The 24,595-nt window shown below is 62.0% G+C and carries 20 protein-coding genes; 19 read left to right on the top strand and 1 reads right to left on the bottom strand.

Annotated features, from left to right (window positions below):
• Nucleotides 1-27 precede the first annotated feature (27 nt).
• The 15 genes from ACQY7X_RS02260 (at nt 28) to putA (ending at nt 18,844) form a co-directional block, all read left to right on the top strand.
• Nucleotides 28-798, top strand: coding sequence for an SDR family NAD(P)-dependent oxidoreductase (locus ACQY7X_RS02260; RefSeq protein WP_428248219.1), 771 nt, complete (start codon nt 28-30; stop codon nt 796-798).
• Nucleotides 799-965: 167 nt separating this feature from the next.
• Entirely contained in the window at nt 966-1,841 is an 876-nt protein-coding gene (locus ACQY7X_RS02255; protein WP_428248218.1) for a GntR family transcriptional regulator, read from the top strand.
• Entirely contained in the window at nt 1,838-3,073 is a 1,236-nt protein-coding gene (locus ACQY7X_RS02250; protein WP_428248217.1) for an ABC transporter substrate-binding protein, read from the top strand. Before ACQY7X_RS02255 ends, ACQY7X_RS02250 begins: the two co-directional genes overlap by 4 nt.
• Nucleotides 3,074-3,131: 58 nt before the next feature.
• On the top strand, nt 3,132-4,004 hold the full coding sequence (locus tag ACQY7X_RS02245) for a branched-chain amino acid ABC transporter permease (protein WP_428248216.1): 873 nt from the start codon (nt 3,132-3,134) through the stop codon (nt 4,002-4,004).
• A gap of 2 nt (nt 4,005-4,006) precedes the next feature.
• Nucleotides 4,007-4,987, top strand: coding sequence for a branched-chain amino acid ABC transporter permease (locus tag ACQY7X_RS02240; protein ID WP_428248215.1), 981 nt, complete (start codon nt 4,007-4,009; stop codon nt 4,985-4,987).
• On the top strand, nt 4,980-5,732 hold the full coding sequence (locus ACQY7X_RS02235) for an ABC transporter ATP-binding protein (RefSeq protein WP_428248214.1): 753 nt from the start codon (nt 4,980-4,982) through the stop codon (nt 5,730-5,732). Before ACQY7X_RS02240 ends, ACQY7X_RS02235 begins: the two co-directional genes overlap by 8 nt.
• The gene (locus ACQY7X_RS02230) at nt 5,725-6,426 is read left to right on the top strand and encodes an ABC transporter ATP-binding protein (RefSeq protein ID WP_428248213.1); all 702 of its coding nucleotides are present in this window, start codon (nt 5,725-5,727) and stop codon (nt 6,424-6,426) included. Before ACQY7X_RS02235 ends, ACQY7X_RS02230 begins: the two co-directional genes overlap by 8 nt.
• 2 nt (nt 6,427-6,428) lie before the next feature.
• Nucleotides 6,429-7,709 (top strand): 3-isopropylmalate dehydratase large subunit, encoded by a 1,281-nt coding sequence (locus ACQY7X_RS02225; RefSeq protein ID WP_428248212.1) that lies wholly within the window; start codon nt 6,429-6,431, stop codon nt 7,707-7,709.
• Nucleotides 7,706-8,212 carry a 3-isopropylmalate dehydratase gene (locus tag ACQY7X_RS02220; RefSeq protein WP_428248211.1) on the top strand — a complete coding sequence of 169 codons (507 nt, stop codon included), beginning with the start codon at nt 7,706-7,708 and terminating at the stop codon, nt 8,210-8,212. The genes ACQY7X_RS02225 and ACQY7X_RS02220 overlap by 4 nt, the downstream gene beginning before the upstream one ends.
• Nucleotides 8,209-9,090 carry an isocitrate lyase/PEP mutase family protein gene (locus ACQY7X_RS02215; RefSeq protein ID WP_428248210.1) on the top strand — a complete coding sequence of 294 codons (882 nt, stop codon included), beginning with the start codon at nt 8,209-8,211 and terminating at the stop codon, nt 9,088-9,090. The genes ACQY7X_RS02220 and ACQY7X_RS02215 overlap by 4 nt, the downstream gene beginning before the upstream one ends.
• Nucleotides 9,087-10,772, top strand: coding sequence for a hydantoinase B/oxoprolinase family protein (locus ACQY7X_RS02210; protein WP_428248209.1), 1,686 nt, complete (start codon nt 9,087-9,089; stop codon nt 10,770-10,772). Before ACQY7X_RS02215 ends, ACQY7X_RS02210 begins: the two co-directional genes overlap by 4 nt.
• Nucleotides 10,769-12,838, top strand: coding sequence for a hydantoinase/oxoprolinase family protein (locus ACQY7X_RS02205; protein ID WP_428248208.1), 2,070 nt, complete (start codon nt 10,769-10,771; stop codon nt 12,836-12,838). The genes ACQY7X_RS02210 and ACQY7X_RS02205 overlap by 4 nt, the downstream gene beginning before the upstream one ends.
• 4 nt (nt 12,839-12,842) lie before the next feature.
• Nucleotides 12,843-13,451: a cysteine hydrolase family protein gene (locus ACQY7X_RS02200; protein WP_428248207.1), complete on the top strand. Its 609-nt coding sequence runs from the start codon at nt 12,843-12,845 to the stop codon at nt 13,449-13,451.
• A gap of 10 nt (nt 13,452-13,461) precedes the next feature.
• Complete coding sequence (locus tag ACQY7X_RS02195) at nt 13,462-14,874, top strand: FAD-dependent oxidoreductase (protein ID WP_428248206.1); 1,413 nt, start codon at nt 13,462-13,464, stop codon at nt 14,872-14,874.
• Between the two features lie 112 nt (nt 14,875-14,986).
• A complete protein-coding gene (putA, locus tag ACQY7X_RS02190) occupies nt 14,987-18,844 on the top strand; it encodes a trifunctional transcriptional regulator/proline dehydrogenase/L-glutamate gamma-semialdehyde dehydrogenase (RefSeq protein ID WP_428248205.1) in 3,858 nt (1,285 codons plus the stop codon).
• A gap of 2 nt (nt 18,845-18,846) precedes the next feature.
• On the opposite strand, the gene ACQY7X_RS02185 is transcribed toward putA, so the two are convergent.
• Nucleotides 18,847-19,569 carry a GntR family transcriptional regulator gene (locus tag ACQY7X_RS02185; protein ID WP_428248204.1) on the bottom strand — a complete coding sequence of 241 codons (723 nt, stop codon included), beginning with the start codon at nt 19,567-19,569 and terminating at the stop codon, nt 18,847-18,849.
• 259 nt (nt 19,570-19,828) lie between these two features.
• Between ACQY7X_RS02185 and ACQY7X_RS02180 the strand changes: the two genes are divergently transcribed.
• From ACQY7X_RS02180 to ACQY7X_RS02165, 4 genes are read left to right on the top strand one after another with little or no spacing between them, the layout of a single operon-like run.
• A complete protein-coding gene (locus ACQY7X_RS02180; protein WP_428248203.1) occupies nt 19,829-22,201 on the top strand; it encodes a xanthine dehydrogenase family protein molybdopterin-binding subunit in 2,373 nt (790 codons plus the stop codon).
• Between the two features lie 3 nt (nt 22,202-22,204).
• Nucleotides 22,205-23,026: an FAD binding domain-containing protein gene (locus ACQY7X_RS02175; protein WP_428248202.1), complete on the top strand. Its 822-nt coding sequence runs from the start codon at nt 22,205-22,207 to the stop codon at nt 23,024-23,026.
• Nucleotides 23,023-23,535 carry a (2Fe-2S)-binding protein gene (locus tag ACQY7X_RS02170; protein ID WP_428248201.1) on the top strand — a complete coding sequence of 171 codons (513 nt, stop codon included), beginning with the start codon at nt 23,023-23,025 and terminating at the stop codon, nt 23,533-23,535. Before ACQY7X_RS02175 ends, ACQY7X_RS02170 begins: the two co-directional genes overlap by 4 nt.
• Complete coding sequence (locus ACQY7X_RS02165) at nt 23,532-24,590, top strand: hypothetical protein (RefSeq protein ID WP_428248200.1); 1,059 nt, start codon at nt 23,532-23,534, stop codon at nt 24,588-24,590. The genes ACQY7X_RS02170 and ACQY7X_RS02165 overlap by 4 nt, the downstream gene beginning before the upstream one ends.
• The last annotated feature ends 5 nt before the right edge of the window (nt 24,591-24,595 follow it).

Genomic DNA, 24,595 nt, shown 5'->3' with positions numbered 1-24,595 from the left:
ACCACTTTTTTATCCTGGGAGGAAATAATGAATTTGCAGAATAAGGTTGCCGTCGTTACCGGCGCCGCGTCCGGTCTCGGCTTCGCCACATGCAAGGCATTGGCTGCCGCCGGCGCCAGGATCGCCGGCCTGGATCGCGACAAGGACAAGCTGGCGACCTTGGCGTCCGAACTGGGCGCGAACGGGATCACCTGTGCAGTTGACGTGGCTGATGAGGCCAGCGTCAAGGCCGGCATCGATGCGGCGATGAAAGCTTTCGGCGCCATCCATGTGGCGGTGAATTGTGCCGGCGTTGCCGATTCGGCCAAGACCCTGTCGCGTGGCGAGCCATTTCCGCTCGCCACCTGGAGCAAGGTTATCGCGATCAATCTTACCGGCACGTTCAACATCATCCGTTTCGCGGCCCAGGCAATGAGCGCCAACCCGCCAGAGGAAAGCGGCGAGCGCGGCGTTATCGTCAACACCGCTTCTGGTGCTGCCTGGCAAGGCCAGGTGGGCCAGGCCGCTTACAGTGCGTCCAAGGCTGGCGTGATGGGCCTTACCCTGCCGGTGGCGCGCGATCTCGCTGAAATCGGTATCCGCGTCGTCACCATCGCGCCGGGCCTGTTCGATACGTCCATGGTCGCCGGCCTGCCGGAGAACGTGTCGCAGTCGATCATAAACCGCATGATCCTCTATCCCAGCCGCATGGGGCAGGCATCGGAATTCGGTGCGCTGGTACGGCATATCGCCGAAAACCAGTATCTCAATGCCACCACGATTTCCCTGGATGCCGGCGCCCGCATGTCGGCACGCTGACCGGAGCGCAGGCCCGGCAATTCATCTAGCGCGGTACTTTCCTCCCTGTGAGGCCGCGACTACCTGACCCAGCCTTGCTGCCGCAAGGCTGGGTCTTTTTTTGCCGTTGACTCCAGGCTTAATGTACTATCAGTATAACAATAGTACTAAGCAGGAGCGGCACGGGCATGGTGGCGGCGGGCGGAGCGAGGGCGATAGACGAGCGTCTGCCGACGCCGTTGTATCACCAGATTCTGCTCATATTGCGCAGCCAGATACTGGATGGCCGCTTGCAGGCCGGCGTGCTGCTGCCGGGCGAGGAAGAACTGGCCCGGCAATTCGATGTCTCGCGTATCACGGCACGGCGCGCGCTGGCCGAACTGGCCGCGGAAGGCCTGGTGACACGAGGCCGGGGGCGCGGCACCCATGTGACGCAGCGCTCCGATCCGCCGCCGATCCGTGCCGGCGTCGAGGGTTTGCTGGAAAATCTGCTCGCCATGGGTCTCAAGACCCAGGTGACGCTGGTGGATTTCTGCTATGAGCCGGCGGCGCCGGATGTGGCGGCGGCATTGCAGGTGACGGCCGGCGAGGAAGTGCAGCGTGCCGTGCGCGTGCGCTCGCTGGAAGCTGGTCCATTCTCCTATCTCACCACTTATGTGCCTGCGGATATCGGGCGCAAATTCTCGCGCAAGGAGTTGGCGCAGCAGCCCTTGTTGAGTTTGCTGGAACAATCCGGCGTCACCATCGGCGGTGCCGAGCAGACCATTTCCGCCACTCTGGCCGATGCCCGCGTCGCGCCATTACTCAACACCGCCATTGGTGCGCCTCTGCTGCGTATCGGGCGCGTGGTTCAAGATGCCGCAGGCCGTCCTGTGGAATACATCATCGGCCTCTACCGGCCAGACCGCTATCAGTTCCGCATGAGCCTCGACCGTGTCCGTGGCGAGGAGGAAAACACCTGGTCGGCCCGCGTGGCGCCGACGGCAGGGGGCAAGAGGTCGCCACGCACCACCCGTTCAAATTCAGTCCGCCCAAATTCCATCCGCAGGGAGAAACTAAAATGACAACGTCAAAGTCCGGTTTCCGCTTCACCCGCCGCCATTTCATTGCCGGCTCTGCTGTTGGTGCCGCCGCCGGCATCGGTGGTTTCCCCGCCATCCTCAAGGCGCAGCCGCGCACCATCAAGGTTGGCATCCTGCATCCGGTCACCGGCCCGCTGGCGCCTTCAGGTCAGCAATGCCGCCTCGGTGCCAAGCTCGCCATCGATACCATCAATGCCAATGGCGGTATTGCCTCGATGGGTGGTGCCAAGCTGGAGCCGATCTATGCCGACGCGCAGTCGAAGCCGGATGTTGGTGTGGCGGAGGTCGAGAAACTGAACGAGATGGGTGCCGCTGCCATTATCGGCCCCTTCGCCTCCGGTATTGCACTTGCTACCACTCAGGCTGCGGCCAAGCATAACATCCCGCATATTGTCGATGTCGGCGTGGTGGACCAGGTGGTGACACGCGGCCTTGCCAACACTTTCCGCTTCGGCCCGGGGCTTGGCGCCATCGTTGACAGCGCCATCGACAATCTGGTGGCGCTCAACACCCAGGCGGGTAAGCCGGCCAAGACGGTGATGATCGTGCATGAGGAATCGGCCTTTGGCGCTGGCATGGCAAAGACGCTGAACGAAAAGCTGCCGGCCAAGGGTTTCGAGGTGCTGGAGACCATCCCGCATGCCAACCCGACCCGCGATTTCAATAACATCGCGTTGAAGATCAAGGGCCGCAATCCAGACCTGCTGATCCCTTCGAACTACTACAATGAGTTCGTGCTGCTGGCGCGTACCCTGCGGCAGCAGAAGATCCGCCCGAAGGCGATTTACGCCATCCTCGGCGGTGCCGCTTCGCAGTATCGCTTCGTCGAGGAATTCCCCGATGCGGCCGAATTCATCATGGATTGCAATCACTGGTTCGATCCGCGTAACCCGGTGGCGCTGGAACTGAAGAAGAAGGTGGAGGCCGAGAAGGCCTATTTCTCCTACGAGGTGTTCCTCAATCATGAATGTGTGCGCTTGCTGGCCGATGCGCTGGAACGTGCCGCTTCCGCAGACCGCGCCGCCATCACCCAGGCGCTTGCTGCTTCCGGCTGGAGCAACCACTTCATGCCTTATGGCCCGACCAAGTTCGTCAACGGCCAGAATGTCGGCGCCGCTCCGGTCAATACCCAGGTGATCGGCAAGGATATCAAGGTGATCTTCCCGAAGGATTTCGCCAACGCCAAGCCGGTATTCCCGGCGCCGCGCGCCTGATCCACGATAATTCCGGCGGGGCCGGTTATGGCCGGCCCCGTCCAGCATCTGGACTGTAATGCTCGAAGTATCGATTCTGCTGCCGGCTATCCTGAACGGTCTGACGACCGGGGCGATCTACGCCCTGATCGCGCTAGGTCTCACGTTGATCTACGGCGTGCTGCATATCATCAATTTTGCCCATGGCAGCCTGCTGATGCTGGCACTCTATGGCGTATTCTTCCTGCATAGCCTGTTTGGCGTTGATCCCTATCTGGCCTTGCCTGTTGCCGCCCTGGCGCTGTTCGGGATCGGCTACGGCCTGCAACGCTTCATTATAGGGCAGGCGAGTCATGGCAAGGACGAGAATATCCTGCTGGTGACGCTTGGCCTCTCGGTGATCATCGAGAATCTGGCACTCTATCTCTGGCGGGCCGATACCCGCACTATTGAAACGCCATACTCGTTTGATGTGGTGGATTTCGGTGTTGCCTTCATTGCCGTACCGAAGGTGATCGCCTTCATCGGCGCGCTGATTGTCGCCGGCCTGCTTTGGCTGCTGATGGCGCGCACCGATCTTGGCCGTGCCATCCGGGCTCTGGCCAAGGAGCGCCAGGGGGCCAAATTGGTCGGTATCAATGTCGAGCATGTTTTCGCCATGTCCTTCGGCATTGGCTGCGCCTGCCTCGGCATCGCTGCCTGTCTGCTGCTGCCGAGTTTCTATGTCAGCCCACAGGTTGGCCATGCTTTCGTGCTGGTGGCTTTCACCGTGGTGGTGCTGGGTGGCATGGGCAGCTTCGTGGGTGCCTTGCTCGGCGGCCTGATCATTGGCATCACCGAGAGCATCGGCGGCCTGTTTCTCGGTGAAAGCCTGGGCCAGCTCGGCATTTTCCTGATCTTCATCATCGTGCTGCTGTTCCGGCCCACCGGGCTGCTTGGGCAGAAGGCCTGATCATGCGCAGCCTGGCTTCCATCTTCGTTTTCGCCCTGGTGCTGGCACCGCTGCCGCTGCTGGTGCAGTCGGATTTCTGGCTCACCTGGCTCATCTTGGCATTGTTCTATGCCTATCTCGGCCAGGCCTGGAATCTGCTCGGCGGCTATGGCGGGCAATTTTCCTTTGGCCATGCGCTGTTCTTTGGTACTGGCGCCTATTGCACGGCGATCCTGCAAATCCGCTTCGGCATCAATGCCTGGGGTGGTTTCGGCCTGGCTGCGGTGGCTGCCGGCTTGGTTGGCGCAGGGACTGGCTGGCTGGTCTTCCGCTATGGACTGCGTGGTTCGTATTTCGCCCTGGTCACCCTGGCCTTCGCGGAAGTGTTCCGCATCCTTGCCAATACCTTTGCTTTCACGGGTGCTGGCGTTGGCTTGCTGGTGCCGTTGCAGCCCGGCTTTGCGCAGATGCAGTTCCCGGATAAGGCCAGCTTCTTCTGGCTGCTGCTGCTGTTGGTTACCGCCGCTTTGCTGCTGACCTGGTGGCTGGAGAATGCCCGTTTCGGTGCCCGGCTGATGGCGGTGCGCGAGAATGAGGAAGCCGCGCGGGCTCTGGGTGTCGATCCTTTCGCCACCAAGCTGGGCGCCATTGTGCTGTCCGGTGCGCTCGCCGGCACTGGCGGTGCCATCTATGTGCAGCTTTTCCTGTATATCGATCCCGCTATCGCCTATGGCCCGGCGATGTCGGTGGAGGCGCTGCTGGTGCCGATCATCGGCGGCCTTGGCACCATCTTCGGCCCGGTGCTGGGTGCCTTCGCGCTGCATGCCATTGCCGAGATCGGCCGTATCGTGTTCGGCGAAGCGCCGGGTCTGAATCTGGTGCTCTATGGCCTGCTGCTGGTGCTGATGGTGCTGTTCCTGCCCAATGGCCTGTTCGGCCTGGGCAAGGCGCGGTTTGGCCGCGGGGCACTGCGCCGCCTGTTCAAGCGGGGCCGGCATGCTTGAAATCCGCTGCCTCGCCAAGAAATTCGGTGGCTTGGTCGCCACCAACGATGTCAGTTTCACCGTGCCTGAAGGCCGCATCACCGCGTTGATCGGGCCGAACGGTGCCGGCAAGACCACCATTTTTGCGCAGATATCTGGTTTTCATCGCCCCGATGGCGGCGATATCCTGTTCCAGGGGCGCTCGTTGCTGGGTCTGACACCAGAAGCCATCTGCCGGCTTGGCATCGCCCGTACTTTCCAGATCGTTCAGCCTTTTGCTGGTTTGAGTGTGCGCGAGAATATCGCCGTTGGTGCGCATCTGCATCGTGCCGGTCGCCGCGCCGCGCTGGATCATGCCGAAGCCGTCGCCACCCAGGTTGGCCTCGCGGTGCAACTCGACAAGCCGGCGGCGACGCTCACGGTGGCCGGGCGCAAACGGCTGGAGCTGGCCAAGGCACTTGCCACGGATCCGAAGCTGCTGCTGCTGGATGAAGTGATGGCGGGCCTCAATCCAGCCGAAATTGATGAAATCATTCCGGTAATCCAGGGTATCCGGGCCTCGGGCGTTACCATCCTGCTGATCGAGCATGTGATGCGGGCGGTGATGAATCTATCTGAACATGCCTGGGTACTTAACAATGGCAGCCTGATCGCCAATGGTACGCCCGCCGAGATCGCCGCTGATCCGCAGGTGATCGAAGCCTATCTCGGCCATGGCGCGGCCAAGCATATGCAGGCTGGGACCAGGCAGGTGCATCATGCTTGAAGTGCGCGGCCTGGAAGCCGGCTATGGCGAGGTTGCCGTGTTGCGCGGCATTGATCTTGATCTTGCCAAGGGTGAGATCGTGGCCTTGCTTGGCGCCAATGGTGCCGGCAAGTCGACACTGAACAATAATCTTTCCGGCCTCTACCGGCCGCAGGCTGGCAGCATATGCTTCCTTGGCCAGGATATTGCCGGCACCAACCCGGATCGCATAGTCGAGGCTGGCCTGATCCAGGTACCGGAAGGCCGCCGTGTATTCCCGAATCTGAGTGTGCGCGAGAATCTGGAGCTTGGCAGCTATCGCCGCGCCCGTGCCAGCCGTGCCGCCAATATCGAACGCGTCTATGCCATCTTCCCGCGCCTGAAGGAGCGCGCCAGCCAGTTGGCCGGCACGCTCTCGGGTGGCGAACAGCAGATGCTGGCGATTGGCCGCGGCCTGATGGCAGAACCTGAATTGCTGATCCTGGATGAGCCCTCGCTTGGCCTCTCGCCCCTGCTGGTGGAGGAGATGTTCAGCCTGATTCAGCAACTGAATCGCGACGGCCTTTCAATCCTGCTGGTGGAGCAGAATGTGGTGCAGTCGCTGGCGATCGCGCATCGCGCCTTCGTGCTGGAACATGGCGTGATTGCCTTATCGGGACCGGCAGCGGAGTTGATGAATGACGCGGGGCTCAAGGCCTCGTATCTGGGGATATGACCATGACCCAGGCAGCCATGACCCTCGCCGAGAAACTGGTGGCCCGCGCCGCCGGTCTGGACATCGTGCGTCCAGGCGAGGTGGTTACGGCCAAGGTCGATCTGGCCATGATGCATGATTCCGGCGGCCCGCGCCGGGTGGCGCCGATGCTGCAGCGGCTTGGCGCTGCGGTCTGGGATCCTGATCGCGTGGTGGTGATCTCCGATCATTATGTGCCGGCGGTGGATGCCGAAAGTGCCGGCATCCTCGACCTCACCCGCAAATGGGTGAAGTCGGCCGGGGTGTCGAAATTCCACGATATGCAGGGCATCTGCCATGTGGTGCTGCCGGAGCGCGGACATCTGCGGCCGGGCATGTTCGTGGTTGGGGGTGACAGCCATTCACCCACCGGAGGCGCGTTCGGCGCCTATATGTTTGGCGTCGGCGCCACCGAAATGTGCGGTGTTCTGGTCACCGGCGAAATCTGGCTCCGGGTGCCAGAAACGATCCTGCTCCATTGGCGCGGCAAGCTGGCGCCAGGCGTGGTGGCGAAGGACATGATCCTTGCCATGTGCGCGAAGCTCGGCATGGATGGCGGCCGTTATCAGGCGATCCAATATGCTGGCGATACCATTGGCATGCTGGCGATGCAGGAGCGCATGACGCTCAGCAACATGGCGGCGGAACTAGGCGCCCAGGCCGGCCTGATCGCGCCCGATGGCGTGACCAGCGACTATCTGCTGAGTGTGGGCGTGGCGCCGGATATGATCGATACCGCTTATTGGCAAACGGATGCGGCCGCCGGGGTAGCCGAGCGGCATGACTTCGATGCTGCCAGTCTGGCGCCGATGGTGGCCGCGCCACATAGCCCGGCCAATTCGGCGGCAGTGACAGAGCATAAAGGCGTTGCCATTGACCAAGCCTATATCGGCGCCTGCACCGGCGCCAAGATCAACGATCTGCGCATGGCCGCCAGTGTGTTGAAAGGCCGTCAGGTGGCGACTGGCACGCGGCTGCTGATTGCACCGGCCTCCGCCCGCACCACGGCAGAAGCTGCCGCTGATGGTACCTTGGCGGCACTGACCGAGGCGGGCGCCATCCTGCTCTCTTCCGGCTGCGGAGCCTGTGCCGGCTATGGCGCTGGTGTGCTGGCGGAGAATGAGACCTGCATCGCTTCCACAGCCCGCAACTTCAAGGGCCGTATGGGTGCTGGTTCTTCCAAGGTGTATCTCGGTTCGCCTTATACCGTGGCGGCATCCGCCGTGCTGGGTCGTATCGCCGATCCCCGGGAGTTTCTGGCATGAGCGGTCGCGTGTGGAAATTCGGCGACAATATCGATACCGACGTGCTGGCGCCGGGCCTCTATATGAAGAGCCCGCTCAGCGAACTGGCGCGCCATTGCCTGGAAGCCGTGGAGCCTCGTTTTGCGGCAGAGGTGCGGCTTGGCGATATCGTGGTCGGTGGGCGCAATTTCGGCATGGGATCGTCGCGTGAGCAGGCCGTGATGGTCTTGCGCGAGCTGGGCGTCAGCGCCGTGATTGCTCCATCTTTCGCCGGGATTTTCTATCGCAATGCGCTCAATCTTGGTCTGCTGGCTTTTGTCTGCCCGCGCGCCAAAGAAATTGCCGCCGATGCCACCCTGACGGTGGAAGCGGCGACCGCCACCTTGCGCGATACTACCAACGGCGCGGTCTATACCTGCGAGCCACTGCCGGGACATCTGCTGCAGATGATCGAGGATGGTGGCCTGTTGCCGCATCTGGAAAAGAAAATGACGCTTAATAAGCTGAAGGAGGCGCAAGCATGAGCCAGCTGCGCGCGAAATTGCAGGGTGGCGGCATGGTTGTCGCTCCTGGTGTTTATGATGGTCTGTCCGCTCTGGTGGCGAGTCAGGCGGGGTTCGAGGCGCTCTACCTTTCCGGCGCCAGTATCGCCTATACCCGCTTCGGGCGCTCCGATATCGGCCTGGTGTCGATGACCGAGGTGGCCGACACCCTGGGCGCGATCCGGGAGCGGGTCGATACCGATATTATCGTTGATGCCGATACCGGCTTCGGTAACGCACTGAATGTTCAGCGCACAGTGCATCTGTTCGAGCGTAACGGTGCTGCCGGTATTCAGATCGAGGATCAGGCATTGCCGAAGCGTTGCGGCCATCTGGAAGGAAAATCCCTGGTGCCGGCAGCCGAGATGGTCGGCAAGATCAAGGCGGCTCTCGATGCCCGCCGCTCCGCCGATACCTTGATTGTCGCCCGTACCGACGCCATCGCCGTGGAAGGCTTCGATGCCGCCATGGAGCGCGCGGCACGCTATATGGAGGCCGGCTGCGATGTGCTTTTTGTCGAAGCACCGCAAAGCATCGAACAGATGCGCCAGGTAACCAGCCGTTTTGGCAATCGCGTACCGCTGTTGGCCAATATGGTGGAGGGTGGCAAGACGCCGCTGCTCTCGGCGGAGGAATTGGCCGGGATCGGCTATCGACTGGCGATCTTCCCAGGTGGCCTCACCCGCGCGCTGGCACATTGCATGACGGCTTATTTCGCTTCGCTCAAGAGCCATGGCACCACGGCACCGTTCCGCGACCGGATGCTGGATTTCAATGCCTTGAATGCATTGATTGGCACGCCGGAATTGCTGGCGCGCGGTCGCGGCTACGATGCCGCACAGCATGAGGGCCAGTCATGATCGATCCCATCATCCTCGCCGTGTTGAAAGGCCGGCTGGAGCAGGTTGCCGACGAGATGGATGCGACTCTGTTCCGCTCCGCCTTCAATCCGATCATTGCCGAAGCGCATGATGCCAGCCACGGCCTCTATCATGCTGATACCGGCGAAACCCTGGTGCAAGGCAAGTCGGGCCTGCCGATCTTCGTCGGCGCCATGGCCTTCGCGGTGAAGGCAGTGATCGACAAGGCGGCACGCGACGGCGACCTTAAGGAAGGTGACGTCTATATCTTTAACGATCCCTATGATGGCGGCACGCATCTTTCCGACTTCAAGCTGGTTCGCCCCTTCTTCCGTCAGGGCAAGGTGTTTTGCCATCTTGCTTCGGTCGGCCATTGGCATGATGTCGGCGGCAATGTGCCGGGCAACTACAATCCGGTGGCGACGGAATGTTTCCAGGAAGGCATGGTTATTCCGCCGGTGAAGCTCTATGCCGCGGGTGTGCTGCGTCAGGATGTGGTGGATATTCTGCGCGCCAATACCCGCCTGCCGGATAGTCTTTATGGCGACATGAATGGCCAGGTGAACGCGCTTGATCTCGGTGCCCGCCGCCTGCATGCCCTGCTGGATGAATATGGCGATGCCACGGTGGCGGAAGTGCTGGCTGAACTGAAGCGGCGTGCGGCTTTGCAATTCAAGAGCCTGCTGCGTGAATTGCCCGATGGCCGCTATGCGGCGGAAGATTTCCTCGATAATGACGGCATCCGCGACGAGCCCCTGCGCATCGGTCTGGATGTGGTGATCGAGGGCGAGAGCCTGACGCTCGATTTCTCCCGTACGTCAGTGGCTTGTGCCGGGCCGGTGAATATCGCTCGTTCGACGGCGATTGCCGCCTGTTATGTTGCCATCAAGCATATCTTCCCCGATGTGCCGGCGAATTCCGGCGTGCTCGAACCAGTGAAGTTCGTGATCCCGGAATCCAGCTTGATCAGTGTGAAGGCACCCAAGCCGGTGGGCGGCTATACCGAGACCATTCTGCGGCTGATCGATGTGATCTTCGCGGCCTTCGCTCAGATTGCGCCAGAGCGGGTGAATGGCTGTGCCTATGGCACCATCAATGCGCTGTCTCTGGCCGGTCATCGCAAGGATGGCCGCCGCTGGGTGATGTTCAGCTTCTTTGGCGGCGGCCATGGCGGCCATCCTAAAGGAGATGGCCTAAACCATGGCAATGCGCCGATCTCGATGGCGACGATTCCGCCACTGGAGATCCTGGAAGCCGCCTATCCGGTGTTGTTCACCGAATGGAGCCTGCGTGCCGATAGCGGCGGAGCCGGCAGGCATCGCGGTGGCTTGGGGGCGGTTTACGAAATTGAATTGCTGGAGGAGCAGGCCGACCTGTTCCTGTTCGGTGAGCGCGGCAAATATGCGCCGGCCGGTGTGCTGGGCGGCCACGCGGCGCAGCGGAATCGTTTCCTCTACCCGAAGGACGGCAAGGCAGCCGAGCCGGCCATGGTGTCGAAGCTGCATGATGCGAAGCTGAAAAAGGGCGATCGGATTCGGCTGGAAACGCCAGGAGGTGGCGGCTATGGCCCGCCGGCCGAGCGCGGACCGGAGCGGATCGCCGAAGATTTGCGGCTTGGCTATGTCACCGAGTCCGGCCTGGAGCGTGATTATGGCCGCAAGGCCAGGGAGGCAGCGGAATGACCGAGCAGAGCAGCATCCCGCGTTTTGCAGTCGGCGTTGATGTCGGTGGCACATTCACCGATGTTTTCTTCCTCGATGAGGCGAGAGGGCGCATCGATATCGCCAAGGTGCCATCAACGCGTGGCGACCAAGCCACCGGTTTTATCGAAGGCCTGCGCGCCAAGGCCGAGCCGAAGCAGATCGCTACCGTTGTACATGGCACCACCGTTGGCACCAATGCGCTGCTGGAGCGCAAGGGTGCGCGTACCGGCATCATCACCACGCGCGGCTTCCGCGATGTGCTGGAAATGCGCCGCCGCGACCGGCCGAATACCTGGGGCCTCTGGGGCCAGTTCATGCCGGTAGTGCCGCGTGATCTGCGACTGGAAGTGGCCGAGCGTGTGCTGGCGGATGGCACGATCCGCGAGGCTGTCAATCCTGCGGAAGTGCAGGCCATGGCCCGCGAGTTGCTGGCCCGTGGTGCCGAAGCCGTGGCCGTGGTGTTCATCAATGCCTATGCCAATCCAGAGAATGAGCGTGCCGCGCTGGCTGCCGTGCGCGAGGTGTGGCCGAATGCCTATGTCACGGCATCCAGCGATATCCTGCCCGAGATCCGCGAGTTCGAGCGGACATCCACCGCTGCCTTGAACGCTTACCTGCAGCCCCCTGTGGGCAGTTATCTGCGCAAGCTGGAAAGCCGCCTGCAGGACGATGGTTTCGGTGGTCAGTTGCTGATCGTGCAGTCCAATGGCGGCGTGATGAGCGTGGACAGCGCCGCCAGCAGGCCGGTGCGCACGGCGCTCTCCGGTCCGGCAGCAGGTGTCATTGCCTGCCAGCATATCGCTGTGGCTGCCGGTTTCCCCAATGTCGTCACCTGCGACATGGGCGGCACCAGCTTCGATGTCTCGCTGATTGCTGGTGGTGAACCGGCGATGAGCGCCCAGACCGCCATTGATTTCGGCATGGTGGTGCGTGCGCCAATGATCGAGATCAGCACCATTGGCGCTGGTGGCGGCTCCATTGCCTGGATCGACCGAGGCGGCATCCTCCAGATCGGCCCGGAAAGCGCCGGCTCCGATCCCGGTCCGGTGGCCTATGGCCTGGGCAATGACCGCCCGACGGTGACGGATGCCAATGTGGTGATGGGCCGCATCGATGCGGAACGTCCGATTGGCGGCAAGCTGAAACGCCTGGATGTTGAGGCCGCCCGAGAGGCAATCCGCAAGCATATCGCGGAACCGCTTGGACTGGAGGTAATGGCTGCTGCCGAGGCGATCATCCGCGTGGCGAATTCCCGCATGGCCGGCGCCATCCGGCTGGTTTCGATCGAGCGTGGCCATAATCCGCGCGATTTCGCCGCCATGCCGTTTGGCGGCGGCGGTGCTTTGCATGTCGGTGCGCTGATCAAGGAGGTCGGTCTTGCCTCGGCCCTGGTGCCGCGTTTCCCGGGCGTCACCTCCGCGCTGGGCTGCGTCATTGCCGATATGCGCCATGATTTCGTCCGCACCGTGAACCGCACGCTGGATGAACTCGATCCTGCATTGCTTGATACCGCTATTGCGGAAGCGGCAGGCGAGGGTATGCGGCTGCTGGATCAGGCCGGTATTGCCTTCGAAGGGCGTAGTATCCAGGTCGAACTGGATATGTCCTATCTCGGGCAGACCCACACGGTGGCTGTGCCGCTGCCGGGTGATTTCAGTCAGGCGGCGAAACTCTCCCATGCAGGTATCAAGGCCGCTTTCGAGGCCGCCTATGCTGCCGCGTTCGGCCGTGTGCTGGAGAAGATCGGCATCCGCGTGCTCAATCTGCGCGTTGCCGCCATCGGCAGGCGCAAGAAATTCGACCTCGCCTTGCTGGCACCGCCTGCGGAAGGCTCGCTTGCAGCGGCGAAGCGTACCACGCGTCAGGTCTGGCTCGATGGCGCCTGGCATGAAGCGGGCATCTACCGTCGCCTGGAGCTGCCGCTCGGTGCTGTGGTTCCTGGCCCGGCCATTCTGGAGCAATCCGATACCACCATCCTGATCGAGGCTGATCTGGTCGGTGAGGTGGATGCCTATGGCAACCTGATCGTGAAGCGGAAGGGTTGAGGCCATGGCCGATTTCGATCTGCGCCGCACAGCCTTGCTTATCGTCGATCTGCAGAATGATTTCCTGCACCCCAAGGGGGCTTATGCGCGTGGCGGTGCCGTGCTGCCGGATGCCGCGGCACTGGTACCGAATATGCGGCTGGTGACGGAGGCGATGCGCGCCAAAGGCGGCTGCATCATCTCGACACAGTTTACCCTGGTGCCAGGGCGTGGCGGCGAACCGCTGATCAGCCCGCATCTCAAGCAGCTTCGCCCCTTCCTGGCCAAAGGCGATTTCCAGCCCGGCGCCTGGGGCCATGGCCTGGTGGATGATCTGGCGCCGGCGGATTTCGTGATCGAGAAGGTGGCTTATTCCGCCTTCTACATGACGCGGCTGGAATTCGTGCTGCGCAAGCTCGGCATTGAGAACCTGCTGATCGGTGGCATCGTTACCAATGGCGGCGTAGCCAGCACATTGCGCGATGCCCATGTGCGTGATTTCCATGCCAGCCTGCTCACCGATGGCTGCGCCGCTTTCAGCCGCGAGGCGCATGAGGCCAGCATTGCTTCGCTTGGTACCATTGTGCCCAAGCTCACCTGCGCCGAGGCAGCGGCGCGGATCAGCGCGGCATGAGGCCGATGCCATGAATCGCGTGCTGCCGGCTGCCGGGGTTGAGTTTCCGCTGCAAGTGCCGGTTTTGATAATCGGCGGTGGCGCCTGCGGCCTCACGGCGGCATTGGCTGCCCATGATGCTGGTGTTGAAGTGCTGGTACTGGAACGCGATCCATCGCCCAGCGGTTCCACCGCCATGTCGTCCGGCATGATCCCGGCCGCCGGCACTGATTTGCAGCACCAAAGTGGCGTAGTTGATTCAGCGGAATTGATGGCCGCCGATATCCAGGCCAAGGCGCATGGCGAGAATGATCCCGCCATGGTGGCAGCGATCTGCGCTGCTTCAGGTGCCACGCTGGATTGGCTGGTGCAGCACCACCACGTGCCATTGACCCTAGTTGAGGGCTTTCTCTATCCGGGCCATAGCGTGGCCCGCATGCATGCGCCGGTTTCGCGCAGTGGAGCCGATCTGATCGCTGGATTGCTGGCGGCAACCAATGCGGCCGGCATTGATATTGTCTGCAATGCCACGGTCACCACTCTATTTGCTGATCCCGATGGGCGTGTGCGAGGGGTTGCTTTGCAGCGCCCCGATGGCAATGAGGAGCGCATCGGTTGCGCTGCCCTGGTTCTCGCCTGTTCCGGCTTTGGCGGCAATGCGGAACTGGTGGCGCGCCATATCCCTGAAATGGCCGGCGCGCTGTATTACGGCCATGCCGGCAATCGCGGTGATGCCCTGTTGTGGGGTGAATTGCTTGGTGCCGCCACGCACCATCTTGGCGCCTATCAGGGGCATGGCTCGCTGGCTGCGCCGCACGCCATCCTGATCACCTGGGCCTTGATGGTGGAGGGGGGCTTTCAGGTCAACGCGAGGGGCGAACGCTTCTCCTGCGAACATGACGGCTATTCCGAGCAGGCGATGCGCGTGATCCAGCAGCCGGGTAGCGTGGCCTGGAATATCTATGACGAACGCCTGCACCGGCTTGGTCTCGATTTCGGGGATTACCGCGAAGCCGTGGAGGCTGGTGCAGTGAAATCAGCCCCTGACATTGCCGCCCTTGCGGCATCATGCGGCCTGCCTGGTGAGGCGCTGGCAGCCACCCTGGCGGAAACGCGGCGTCTTGTTGCCGGCGAAGGCCAGGACCGCTTCGGCCGTGATTTCACCGGTAAGCCGCCTCTCGCCGGGCCGTTTCATGCGGTTAAAGTCACCGGGGCGCTGTTTCATACCCAGGGCGGGCTGGCCATCGACAGTGAAGCGCGGGTGCTGCGGTCCGATGGTACGGCCTTGCCAAACTTGTTCGCCGGTGGCGGAGCCGCCTGCGGCCTCTCGGGCCAGGGGCGCGATGGCTATCTCTCCGGTAATGGTTTGCTCGCTGCGACAGTTCTCGGGGCTAAGGCGGGACGTTCTGCTGCAGATTATTCCAATTTAGTTTCAGATACTTAATCTATGTAAGTGATGGTTGCGCTGGATGTTGTTGACGGGGTTGCGCCTTTTTTGGATATTGGCGCAACCCGGCCTCAGGTGAGTCGTCGGCTGACTTTCTGCGAGGCGTGCCATGCCGGTTACCACTATTGGCGTCAAGATCGATGACGAGCTGAAGCAGCGCCTGAAGCAGGTGGCGGATGGTCTCGGCCGTTCACCCCATTGGCTGATCAAGCAGGCGATCTTCTCGGTGCTGGAGCGGGCCGAACGCGGCGATACGTTGCAGGACCTGTTCGGCGACGGCCGTGCCTTGGTGGATGTATCCGAGGCGGGCGCGGCGGCAGAGGCTCCGCCGCCGCCATTCCTGGAATTCGCCCAGTCGGTGCAGCCGCAAAGCGTGTTGCGGGCCAAGATCACGGCCGCCTATCGGCGCCCGGAGCCGGAATGTCTGCCACAGCTTATCGCCGAGGCCAGCCTGCCGAAGGCAGTGACGGCGGCGGCGCGTGATTTGGCCGGCAGGCTGGTGCAGCAACTGCGTGCCAAGGACCAGTCCGGCGGCGTCGAAGGGCTGATCCACGAATACTCGCTTTCAAGCCAGGAAGGCGTGGCACTGATGTGCCTGGCCGAAGCCTTGCTGCGCATCCCCGACCGCGCCACCCGTGACGCATTGATCCGCGACAAGATCGGCCATGGCGATTGGGAAGCGCATCTCGGCAACAGCCGCTCGCTGTTTGTCAATGCCGCCACCTGGGGCCTGCTTATCACGGGCCGTCTTGCTGGCACCAATAGCGGCAAGTCGCTTTCCAGCGCACTTGCCAAGCTGATCGCCAAGGGGGGCGAGCCGCTGATCCGCAAGGGCGTTGATATCGCCATGCGCATGATGGGTGAGCAGTTTGTCTGTGGCCAGAGCATAGCGGATGCTTTGGCCAACAGCCGCAAATGGGAAACCCTCGGCTTCCGCTATTCCTATGACATGCTGGGCGAAGCTGCGGTCACGGCGGCGGATGCGCAGCGTTATTATGCCGATTACGAGCAGGCAATTCATGCCATCGGCAAGGCAGCGGCAAAGCGCGGCATCTATGAAGGCCCCGGCATTTCGGTGAAGCTGTCGGCGCTGCATCCGCGTTATAATCGTGCCAATCTTGATCGGGTAAAAGCGGAATTACTGCCGCGCCTGAAGGCACTCACCCTGCTGGCGCGGCGCTATGACATCGGCCTCAATATCGACGCAGAAGAGGCGGATCGCCTGGAAGTGTCGCTCGATCTGCTGGAAAGCCTTTGCTTCGATCCCGAACTGGCCGGCTGGAATGGCATCGGCTTTGTGGTGCAGGCCTATCAGAAGCGCGCTCCCTTTGTGATCGACTGGATCATCGATCTGGCCCGCCGCAGCGGCCATCGCGTGATGGTGCGTCTGGTCAAGGGCGCATACTGGGACAGCGAGATCAAGCGTGCCCAGGTGGATGGCCTGGAGGGTTTTCCGGTATTCACGCGCAAGGTGCATACCGATGTCTCGTACCTGGCTTGTGCGCGCAAACTGTTGGCGGTGCCGGATGCGGTGTATCCGCAATTCGCGACGCATAATGCGCAGACGCTTGCCACCATTCATGCCTTGGCGGGCGAGAATTACTATATCGGCCAATATGAATTCCAGTGCCTGCATGGCATGGGCGAGCCGCTGTATCAGGAGGTTGTCGGTCGCGACAAACTGAACCGGCCTTGCCGCATTTATGCACCGGTCGGCACGCATGAAACGCTGTTGGCCTATTTGGTCCGGCGCCTGCTGGAGAATGGCGCGAATACCTCCTTCGTCAATCAGATTGCCGATGGCGCAATTCCGGTCGAGAAACTGATCGCCGATCCGGTGGAAGCGGCGCGCGCTATACAGCCGCTTGGCGCGCCACACCCGAAGATTGCTCTGCCGCGTGACATGCTTGGTGTCCGGCGCAATTCGTCTGGTATCGATCTGAGCAACGAACAGCGCCTGGCGTCGCTTTCTGCTGCCTTGCTGGTTGGCGCAGACCAGGGCTGGCGTGCCGAGCCGCTGCTGGCCGATGGTCCAGTGGTGGATGGCGAAACGCTGCTGGTGCGCAACCCGGCCAATCATGGTGATGTGGTTGGTTGCGTGATCCCGGCCGATGACACTTTGGTGAGCCGGGCCGTGGCTGATGCAGTGGCGGCGGCACCGATCTGGCAGGCAACGCCGCCGGTGGAGCGGGCGCAATGCTTGCGTGCCGCCGCCGATCTGCTGGAAGAGCGGATGCCGCTGCTGCTGGGGCTGATCGTGCGCGAAGCTGGCAAGTCATTGCCCAATGCCATCGGTGAAGTGCGCGAGGCGGTGGATTTCCTGCGTTACTACGCAGATGTCGTGGCCTCGGAATTCTCCAACGACACGCATCGCCCGCTCGGTCCCGTGGTGTGCATCAGTCCATGGAATTTCCCGCTGGCTATTTTCACAGGCCAGGTCGCGGCCGCGCTTGCCGCAGGCAATGTTGTTCTTGCCAAGCCGGCGGAAGAAACGCCATTGATCGCGGCCCAGGCGGTGCGGATCCTGCGTGAGGCCGGTTTACCTGCTGGCAGCATCCAGTTGCTGCCGGGGGATGGCCGCATTGGAGCGGCACTGGTAGGAGATACCCGCATCCGTGGCGTGATGTTCACCGGTTCGACCGAGGTGGCTCGACTGATCCAGAAACAACTGGCGCCGCGTCTGACGCCCGAGGGAAAGCCGATCCCGCTGATCGCCGAGACTGGCGGCCTCAACGCGATGATTGTCGATTCTTCGGCCCTGCCAGAGCAGGTGGTGGCCGATGTGCTGGCCTCGGCTTTCGATTCCGCTGGCCAACGCTGCTCTGCCTTGCGCATACTCTGCCTGCAGGAAGATATCGCCGATCACGTCATGGCTATGCTGAAGGGTGCCATGGCGGAACTTGCCATTGGTTCTCCAGATAAGCTTTCAGTGGATGTTGGTCCGGTTATCACAGCGGGCGCGCGGCAATCAATCCAGGAGCATATTGAGGCGATGCGCGGCAAGGGCTGTCGCGTGACGCAGCTTGACCTGCCACAGCAGGCAAAATTCGGCAGTTTCGTGCCGCCAACCATCATTGAATTGCCACGGATCACGGACCTGACCCGCGAAATATTCGGCCCCGTGCTGCATGTGGTGCGTTTCCATCGTGATGACCTAGACGCCTTGATCGCCGATATCAATGCATCCGGCTATGGCCTGACCTTTGGCGTACATAGCCGCATCGATGAAACCATTGCTCATATCACTCAAGCCATCGAAGCCGGCAATATCTATGTCAACCGCAACATCATCGGTGCGGTGGTTGGCGTGCAGCCTTTCGGTGGCCATGGGCTTTCCGGCACCGGGCCGAAGGCCGGTGGACCGCTCTATCTGCGGCGCCTGTTGGCCGCAATGCCACAGGCTACCGCCTTGGCGGGCGTTGCTGCGCAGCCGGCAACGGAATTTCATCATTGGCTGATGGCGCAGGGACATGCAGCAGAGGCGCGAATTTTCCAGGACTATATCCAGCTTAGTCCGCTGGGATATTTGCGCGATCTGCCGGGGCCGGTGGGAGAACGCAACATCTATATCCTGGAGCCGCGCGGCAATATCCGTTGCGTGCCACAATCGCGCGCCGGCCTGCTGACGCAGATTGCCGCCGTGCTTGCCACGGGCAACCGGGCCATCCTGCCGCAGAAACTAGGTTTTCCAGAGATACTGGCCGATATGCCAGCCAGCTTGCAGACGTGGCTGCGGCAGGATGATGCCGAGCAGGATATTGCAGCCGTGCTGTTTGAAGGCGACGGCGACGCGCTCAGCCGGTTAGTGCAGCAATTGGCCGAGGCCTTGCCGCGCGTGGTGCCGGTTTTCGGTTTGCCGGCTGGATCATCCGCAGGCTACCCGCTGGAATTCCTGGTGGCCGAACGTTCGATCAGCACCAACACGGCGGCGGCTGGCGGCAATGCCAGCCTGATGAGTATCGGCTGATATTATTCAGATTCGTGGTCAAGATGGCCGACGATGCTGTCGGAGACATCATGCAGATGCTCTTTCATCGCCGCCGCTGCCGCATTGGGATCGCCTGATATCAGGCAGCGCACGATGCGGTCATGGTGTTCCGCTGCGCCCTCGCTCAATTTTTCGTATTCGTTGGCGCGATGCCGGGCGCGATGCACATGCCACATGATGTGCTCGTGCATGTCGGCCAGGGTTTTGTTGTCGGCACCGAGCACGATGGCACGGTGGAATTCATCGTTGAGGCGATAATAGGTAGAGGGGTCATGCTGGTGCGCGGCAGCATTCATGCGCGTATGCAGGATGCTGATCTGCTCCAGCACGGCAGGCGGGCGTGTCGCGGCCACTTTCGCCGCCGCCGCCTGTTCCAGGGCGGAGAGCACTTCCATTTTTTCGGCCACGTCGGGCTGTGTCGGATCGGTGACCACGGCGCCGACATGCGGCACCAGCTCCACCAGGCCTTCGGCTTCCAGGATTTTCAGCGCATCGCGCATGGGCGTGCGCGAGATGCCGAATTCCGCGCAGAGCAGGGGCTCCGGTAGCCGCTCGCCAGGACCCCAACGGCCTTCCACGATGTCGCGCCGGATATGCGGCAGCACCTGTTCATGCATCGGTTCGCGGCTGATCATGGTACGCCGCTTGGGAAGGTCGCTGGGTTCGGCGGCGCTGCGCGGAAGGGCAGCGATTTTGGTCGTCACGTCCAATCCTCGTTCATTACCGATTCTACCTGCCGGCCTTCCCGCATACTCCTTATTGGGGAGGGAAAGCGGGTTTGGCAAGCCCATGCGTGTGCCTGAATAAGGAGCAACTTTATTTCAGGCAAATTCTTGTGCATTTGAGGTTTGACTCTCGTCAAACAGATCGTATACGATATGCATTATACGATGATTGGGCCGCTAGTACAGGTCTAATTGTTGAAATTATTGCAAAATTTATGTCTCGGGGATGACGAGTCAGATGGCGAATGGGACGATCGACGCTGCCGCTGCCAAGAAGAGCCGCCCTCAGGGCGTCGGCAGCATGGTCCGCCGGGTCGAAGACCGGCGCTTTCTTGAGGGCAAGGGCGAGTATCTCGCCGACCTCAATATCCCCGGCACCTGGGATCTGGCCTTCCTGCGCAGTCCCGTGGCCCATGCCAGGCTCAAGGGCGTCAAAATCCCCGATCAGTATCGCGATCAGGTGTTCCTGATCGATGCCATCGGCTTTGCCAAGCCGATTGTTGCCGTAGGCAAGGCGCCGGGCTTCAAGTATTCCGAATATCCGCCGCTGGCCCGCGACCGCATCCGTTTCGTGGGCGAGCCGATTGCCATGTGCATCGCCCCCACGCGCGCCGAGGCCGAGGATATCGCCCAGGCCTGCGAACTCGATATCGAGGAATTGCCGGCCTTGTGGGATATCGATGTGGCATTGCAGCCGGGTGCGCCGGTGCTGCATGACGGCTGGACCGACAATCTGTATGTCACCACCGAGATCAAGACCGGTGATATCGCCGAGGCCAAGGCTGCTGCTGCGGTCACGGTGAAGAAGTCGCTCCGCATGGGTCGCCATGTCGGCGTGTCGCTGGAAACCCGTGGCGTGCTGGCGCATTACGACCGCCGCCTGGGCGAACTGGTGGTTTATTCCTCGACGCAGTTCCCCCATGTCATCCGCACCATCCTGGCGCAGGCGCTCGGCATCGCCGAGTCGACCTTGCGCGTGGTTGCGCCGGATGTCGGTGGTGGCTTCGGCCCGAAAAACAATTTCCAGCCCGAGGAACTGGCAGTGGCAGCCCTGGCGATGAAGCTGGGCAAGCCGTTGCGCTGGCTGGAAGATCGCCGCGAGCATTTCATTGCCTCGCCACATGCCCGCGAACATCGCTACGAACTCACTGCCTATGCCGATGCCAAGGGCAGGCTGCTCGGCGTTGAAGGCCAGGTGACCGTTGATGCCGGCGCCTATTCGGTGTGGCCGTGGACTGCCTCCATGGAGGCCGGCATGGCCGCCGGCATCATGACCGGGCCTTATGACATCCCGATCTATCATGGCCGCGCCATCACGGTCGGCACCAACAAATCGCCGCTCGGCCCGTATCGCGGCGTAGGCCGCACCGGGGCCTGCTTTGCCATCGAGACTCTGATTGATGCCGTGGCACGCGCCGTGGATCGTCCGCCGGAAGATGTGCGTATTGAAAACATGGTGAAGCCCGAGCAGATGCCCTATCGCTCGGCGACACATAAACTCTATGACAGCGGTGATTATCCCGAATGTGCGCGCCGCGCCGTCGCCGCCATTGATCCCGTTGCGATCCGCGCACGCCAGGCCAAGGGCGAGCCCGATGGCCGCCTGATCGGCTATGGTGTTGCCAGCTATACCGAGCAATCGGCCCATGGCACGGCGGAATGGGTGGCGCGTGGCTTGCCGGTGGTGTTCGGCTTCGAGCCGGCATTGGGCCGTTTCACACCCGATGGCAAGCTGATTCTGTTTGTCGGTATCCAGAATCACGGCCAGGGCCTGGAAACCACTCTGGCGCAGGTGGCAAGCGAAGAGCTTGGCATCCGTGTCGAGGATGTGGTGGTTCGCCATGGCGACAGTTCCACCTCGCCCTATGGCATGGGCACTTTCGCCTCGCGCAGCATGACCATGGCGGGTGGTGCCGTGTCGCGTGCCTGTGCCGAACTGGCGGTCAAGATGAAGCGCATCGGCGCGCACCTGCTGCAGGCGCCGGAAGACCAGGTCAAGCTTTCCGACAATGCGGCCTGGTTCGGCGAGCAGTCGATCAGCTTTGCCGAAATCTGCAACGCCGCCTATCTGCACCCCGAGCGCCTGCCGCAGGGCATGGAGCCGAGCCTGGAAGTGAGTGTCGTCTATGAGCCGGGCCGCTCCACCGGCGCTTTCTCCTATGCCACCCATGCCTGCGTGGTTGCAGTCGATCCCGGCACCGGCCTGGTCGAAGTACTGGATTATGTGGTGTGCCATGATTGCGGCACCATGGTGAATCCGCTGCTGGTCGAGGCTCAGGTGGTCGGTGGCGTGGCCCAGGGGCTTGGCACCGCGCTCTATGAGGAAATTCCTTACGACGAGAACGGCCAGCCACTGGCTTCCACTTTCCTCGATTATCTGATTCCCGGCGCCGCAGAGGTGCCGGATGTGCGGGTACTGCATATGGAAACCCCGTCGCCGCATACCCGTTTCGGTATCAAGGGCATGGGCGAGGGTGGAGCCATCGCGCCGCCTGCCGTGGTGGTCAACGCGATCAATGATGCGCTGCGTGGCCTGAACGTGGAAATCAGCGAAACCCCGGTCACGCCCGAGCGTCTGCTCGCGGTCCTGCTCGATGCGCGGAGCCACTAAGCCATGAAACCCGCTTCCTTCACCTATGCCCGCCCCACTGCGCTGGATGAAGCAATCACACTGCTGCGTGATGCCGGTGCGCGTCCATTGGCTGGTGGTCAGTCGCTGGTGCCGATGCTCAATCTGCGTTTGGCTCCGGTCGATTTGTTGGTCGATCTCGGCCGTATTACTGCGCTGCGCGACGTGCGCGACACACCGGAAGCGGTGATTTATGGCGCCGGCATCCGTCATGCCGCCTTCGAGGATGGCCTGGTGCCGGATGTCTCGAATGGCTTGATGCGCCATGTTGCCGCGCGCTTCGCTTATCGCGCGGTGCGCAACCGCGGCACCATTGGCGGCGCTTTGGCGCTGGCCGATCCGGCTGCCGACTGGCTGCTCACCGTGGTCACCCTGGAAGGCAAACTGCATCTGCAGGGCGCAGATGGTGCGCGCGTTGTAGCAGCCGAGGAATTTGTGCTCGGCCCGTATTTCACGGCGCTGGGTGAGGGTGAATTGATCACGGCGGTGGAAATCCCGCGTCGCCCGGCCTCCGAGCGTTGGGGTTACAGCAAGGTCACCACTAAGATCGGTGAATATGCCGAATCGATGGCCCTGACCTTGTTTGACAAGGCGGGCGGCAAGGCCCGCCTCGTGCTTGGTGCCGCCGATGGTGCGCCAATCGTGCTCCGTGAAGCTGCCGCTGCCTGGCTTGCCGGCGCCAGCGGCGAGGCATTGCGCCCGCTGATCTTCCAGGAACTCGATGCCGTAGAGCGCGAATTCAGCGCCGCCAAACGGCATATGCATGCCACCACGCTGCTGCGCGCAACACAGGATGCGGCCAAGTGACGACCAGCCCCAAACTTCCCATATCCCTTACCGTTAATGGCCGTGCGGTCGAGACGCAGGCCGAGCCACGCACCCATCTTGCCGATCTGCTGCGCGATCAACTCCGGCTGACCGCCACCCATCTCGGTTGCGAGCATGGCGTTTGTGGCGCCTGCACCATCCTGATTGATGGCCAGCCATCGCGTTCCTGTATCGCGCTGGCGGTCAGTGTCGATGGCGCCGATATCCGCACGCTGGAGGGCATGCAGGGCGATCCATTGATGGAAATTCTCAAGCAGGCCTTCCATGAACAGCATGGCCTGCAATGCGGTTTCTGTACCCCGGGCATGCTGATCAGTGCCTGGGATTTGCTTCGGCGTGGGGTGACGCTGGACGAGCGGAGCGTGCGCGAGGCTATGGGCGGCAATCTGTGCCGTTGCACCGGCTATCAGGGCATCATCCGTTCGATCATGGCCGCGGCCGATATGGCCAAGGCGGCTGGCCTCACCAAGATCGGAGAAACTGCATGACCACGACCATTGTTGGCGGCGCGATGCTGCCCCATGCGCCGCAATTCTTCACCCTGCCGGAAACTGAGGACAAGGCCACCGTCGCCAGTGTACAGAAGGTTGGCGCCGAAATCGGCGATAAGCTGCGCGCCCTTGATCCTGATCTCTGGATCATCTTTTCCAATGACCATGCAGAGCAGTTCTTCCATGGCATTGCACCGCCCTTCACCATCCATGTCGGTGGTGAGGCAGATGGCGAATTCGCTGGCCGCAAGTTTCATTGGGAAATCCCCAGCGCGGTAAGCTTTGAACTGGTGCGCCAGCTCTATCGCCAGGGTTTCGATCCGGCTTTCACCAGCACGGCAAAATTCGACTACGCCATGGGCATCCCGCTGACCCATTTGGGCCACAAGGGCGCGGTGCTGCCAATCTATGTGAACGCCTATCTGCCGCCGCAGCCGACCGTGGAGCGTTGCTATGCTTTCGGCCAGGCGGTGGCCCGCGCGGTCACCAATCTTGGCTTGCGTACAGTGGTGCTGGCTTCCGGCGGCATGTCACATTTTCCGGGCACTGACCGCTATTCACATCCCGAACTGGATTGGGATAACAAGGTGCTGGAGCGTCTGGCAGCCGGCAATCTCAAGTCGCTGATCGGCTATGATGAAACCGAGCTGGACGACAAGGGTAATATCGAACTGCGCTGCTGGGCCTGCGCTGCCGGGGCGCTGGGCGAGCGCAAGCCCGATATCGTGCAGATGGATCCGAGTTGGCACCATAACTATGCCTCGCTGGGCTGGTTCAACAGTGATCTGGTGGGTGCCGAACCGCATTACCCGACGATCAAGCCGGAACTGGTGCAGATCACCTCGGCGCTCCACGCCCTGGCGCATGACCGCGATGCCCGTACTGCCTATATCGCTGATCCGGCGGCCTATGCCGGCCGCTACCAGTTGAGCGATACGCAGCGCAAAGCTCTGGTTGCTCTGGATGCGCCGGCCATTGTGGCAATGGGCACGCATCCGCTGGTGCCGTTCCTCGCCAACATGCAGATACAGCGCCAGCGCGGCAGTAAGTAGGAAGT

The sequence above is a fragment of the Ferrovibrio sp. genome (assembly GCF_965278975.1).
Classification (GTDB): Bacteria; Pseudomonadota; Alphaproteobacteria; order Ferrovibrionales; family Ferrovibrionaceae; genus Ferrovibrio.
The sequence above is the reverse complement of the archived record's forward strand: the minus strand, read 5'-3'. Positions and strand labels throughout refer to the sequence as shown.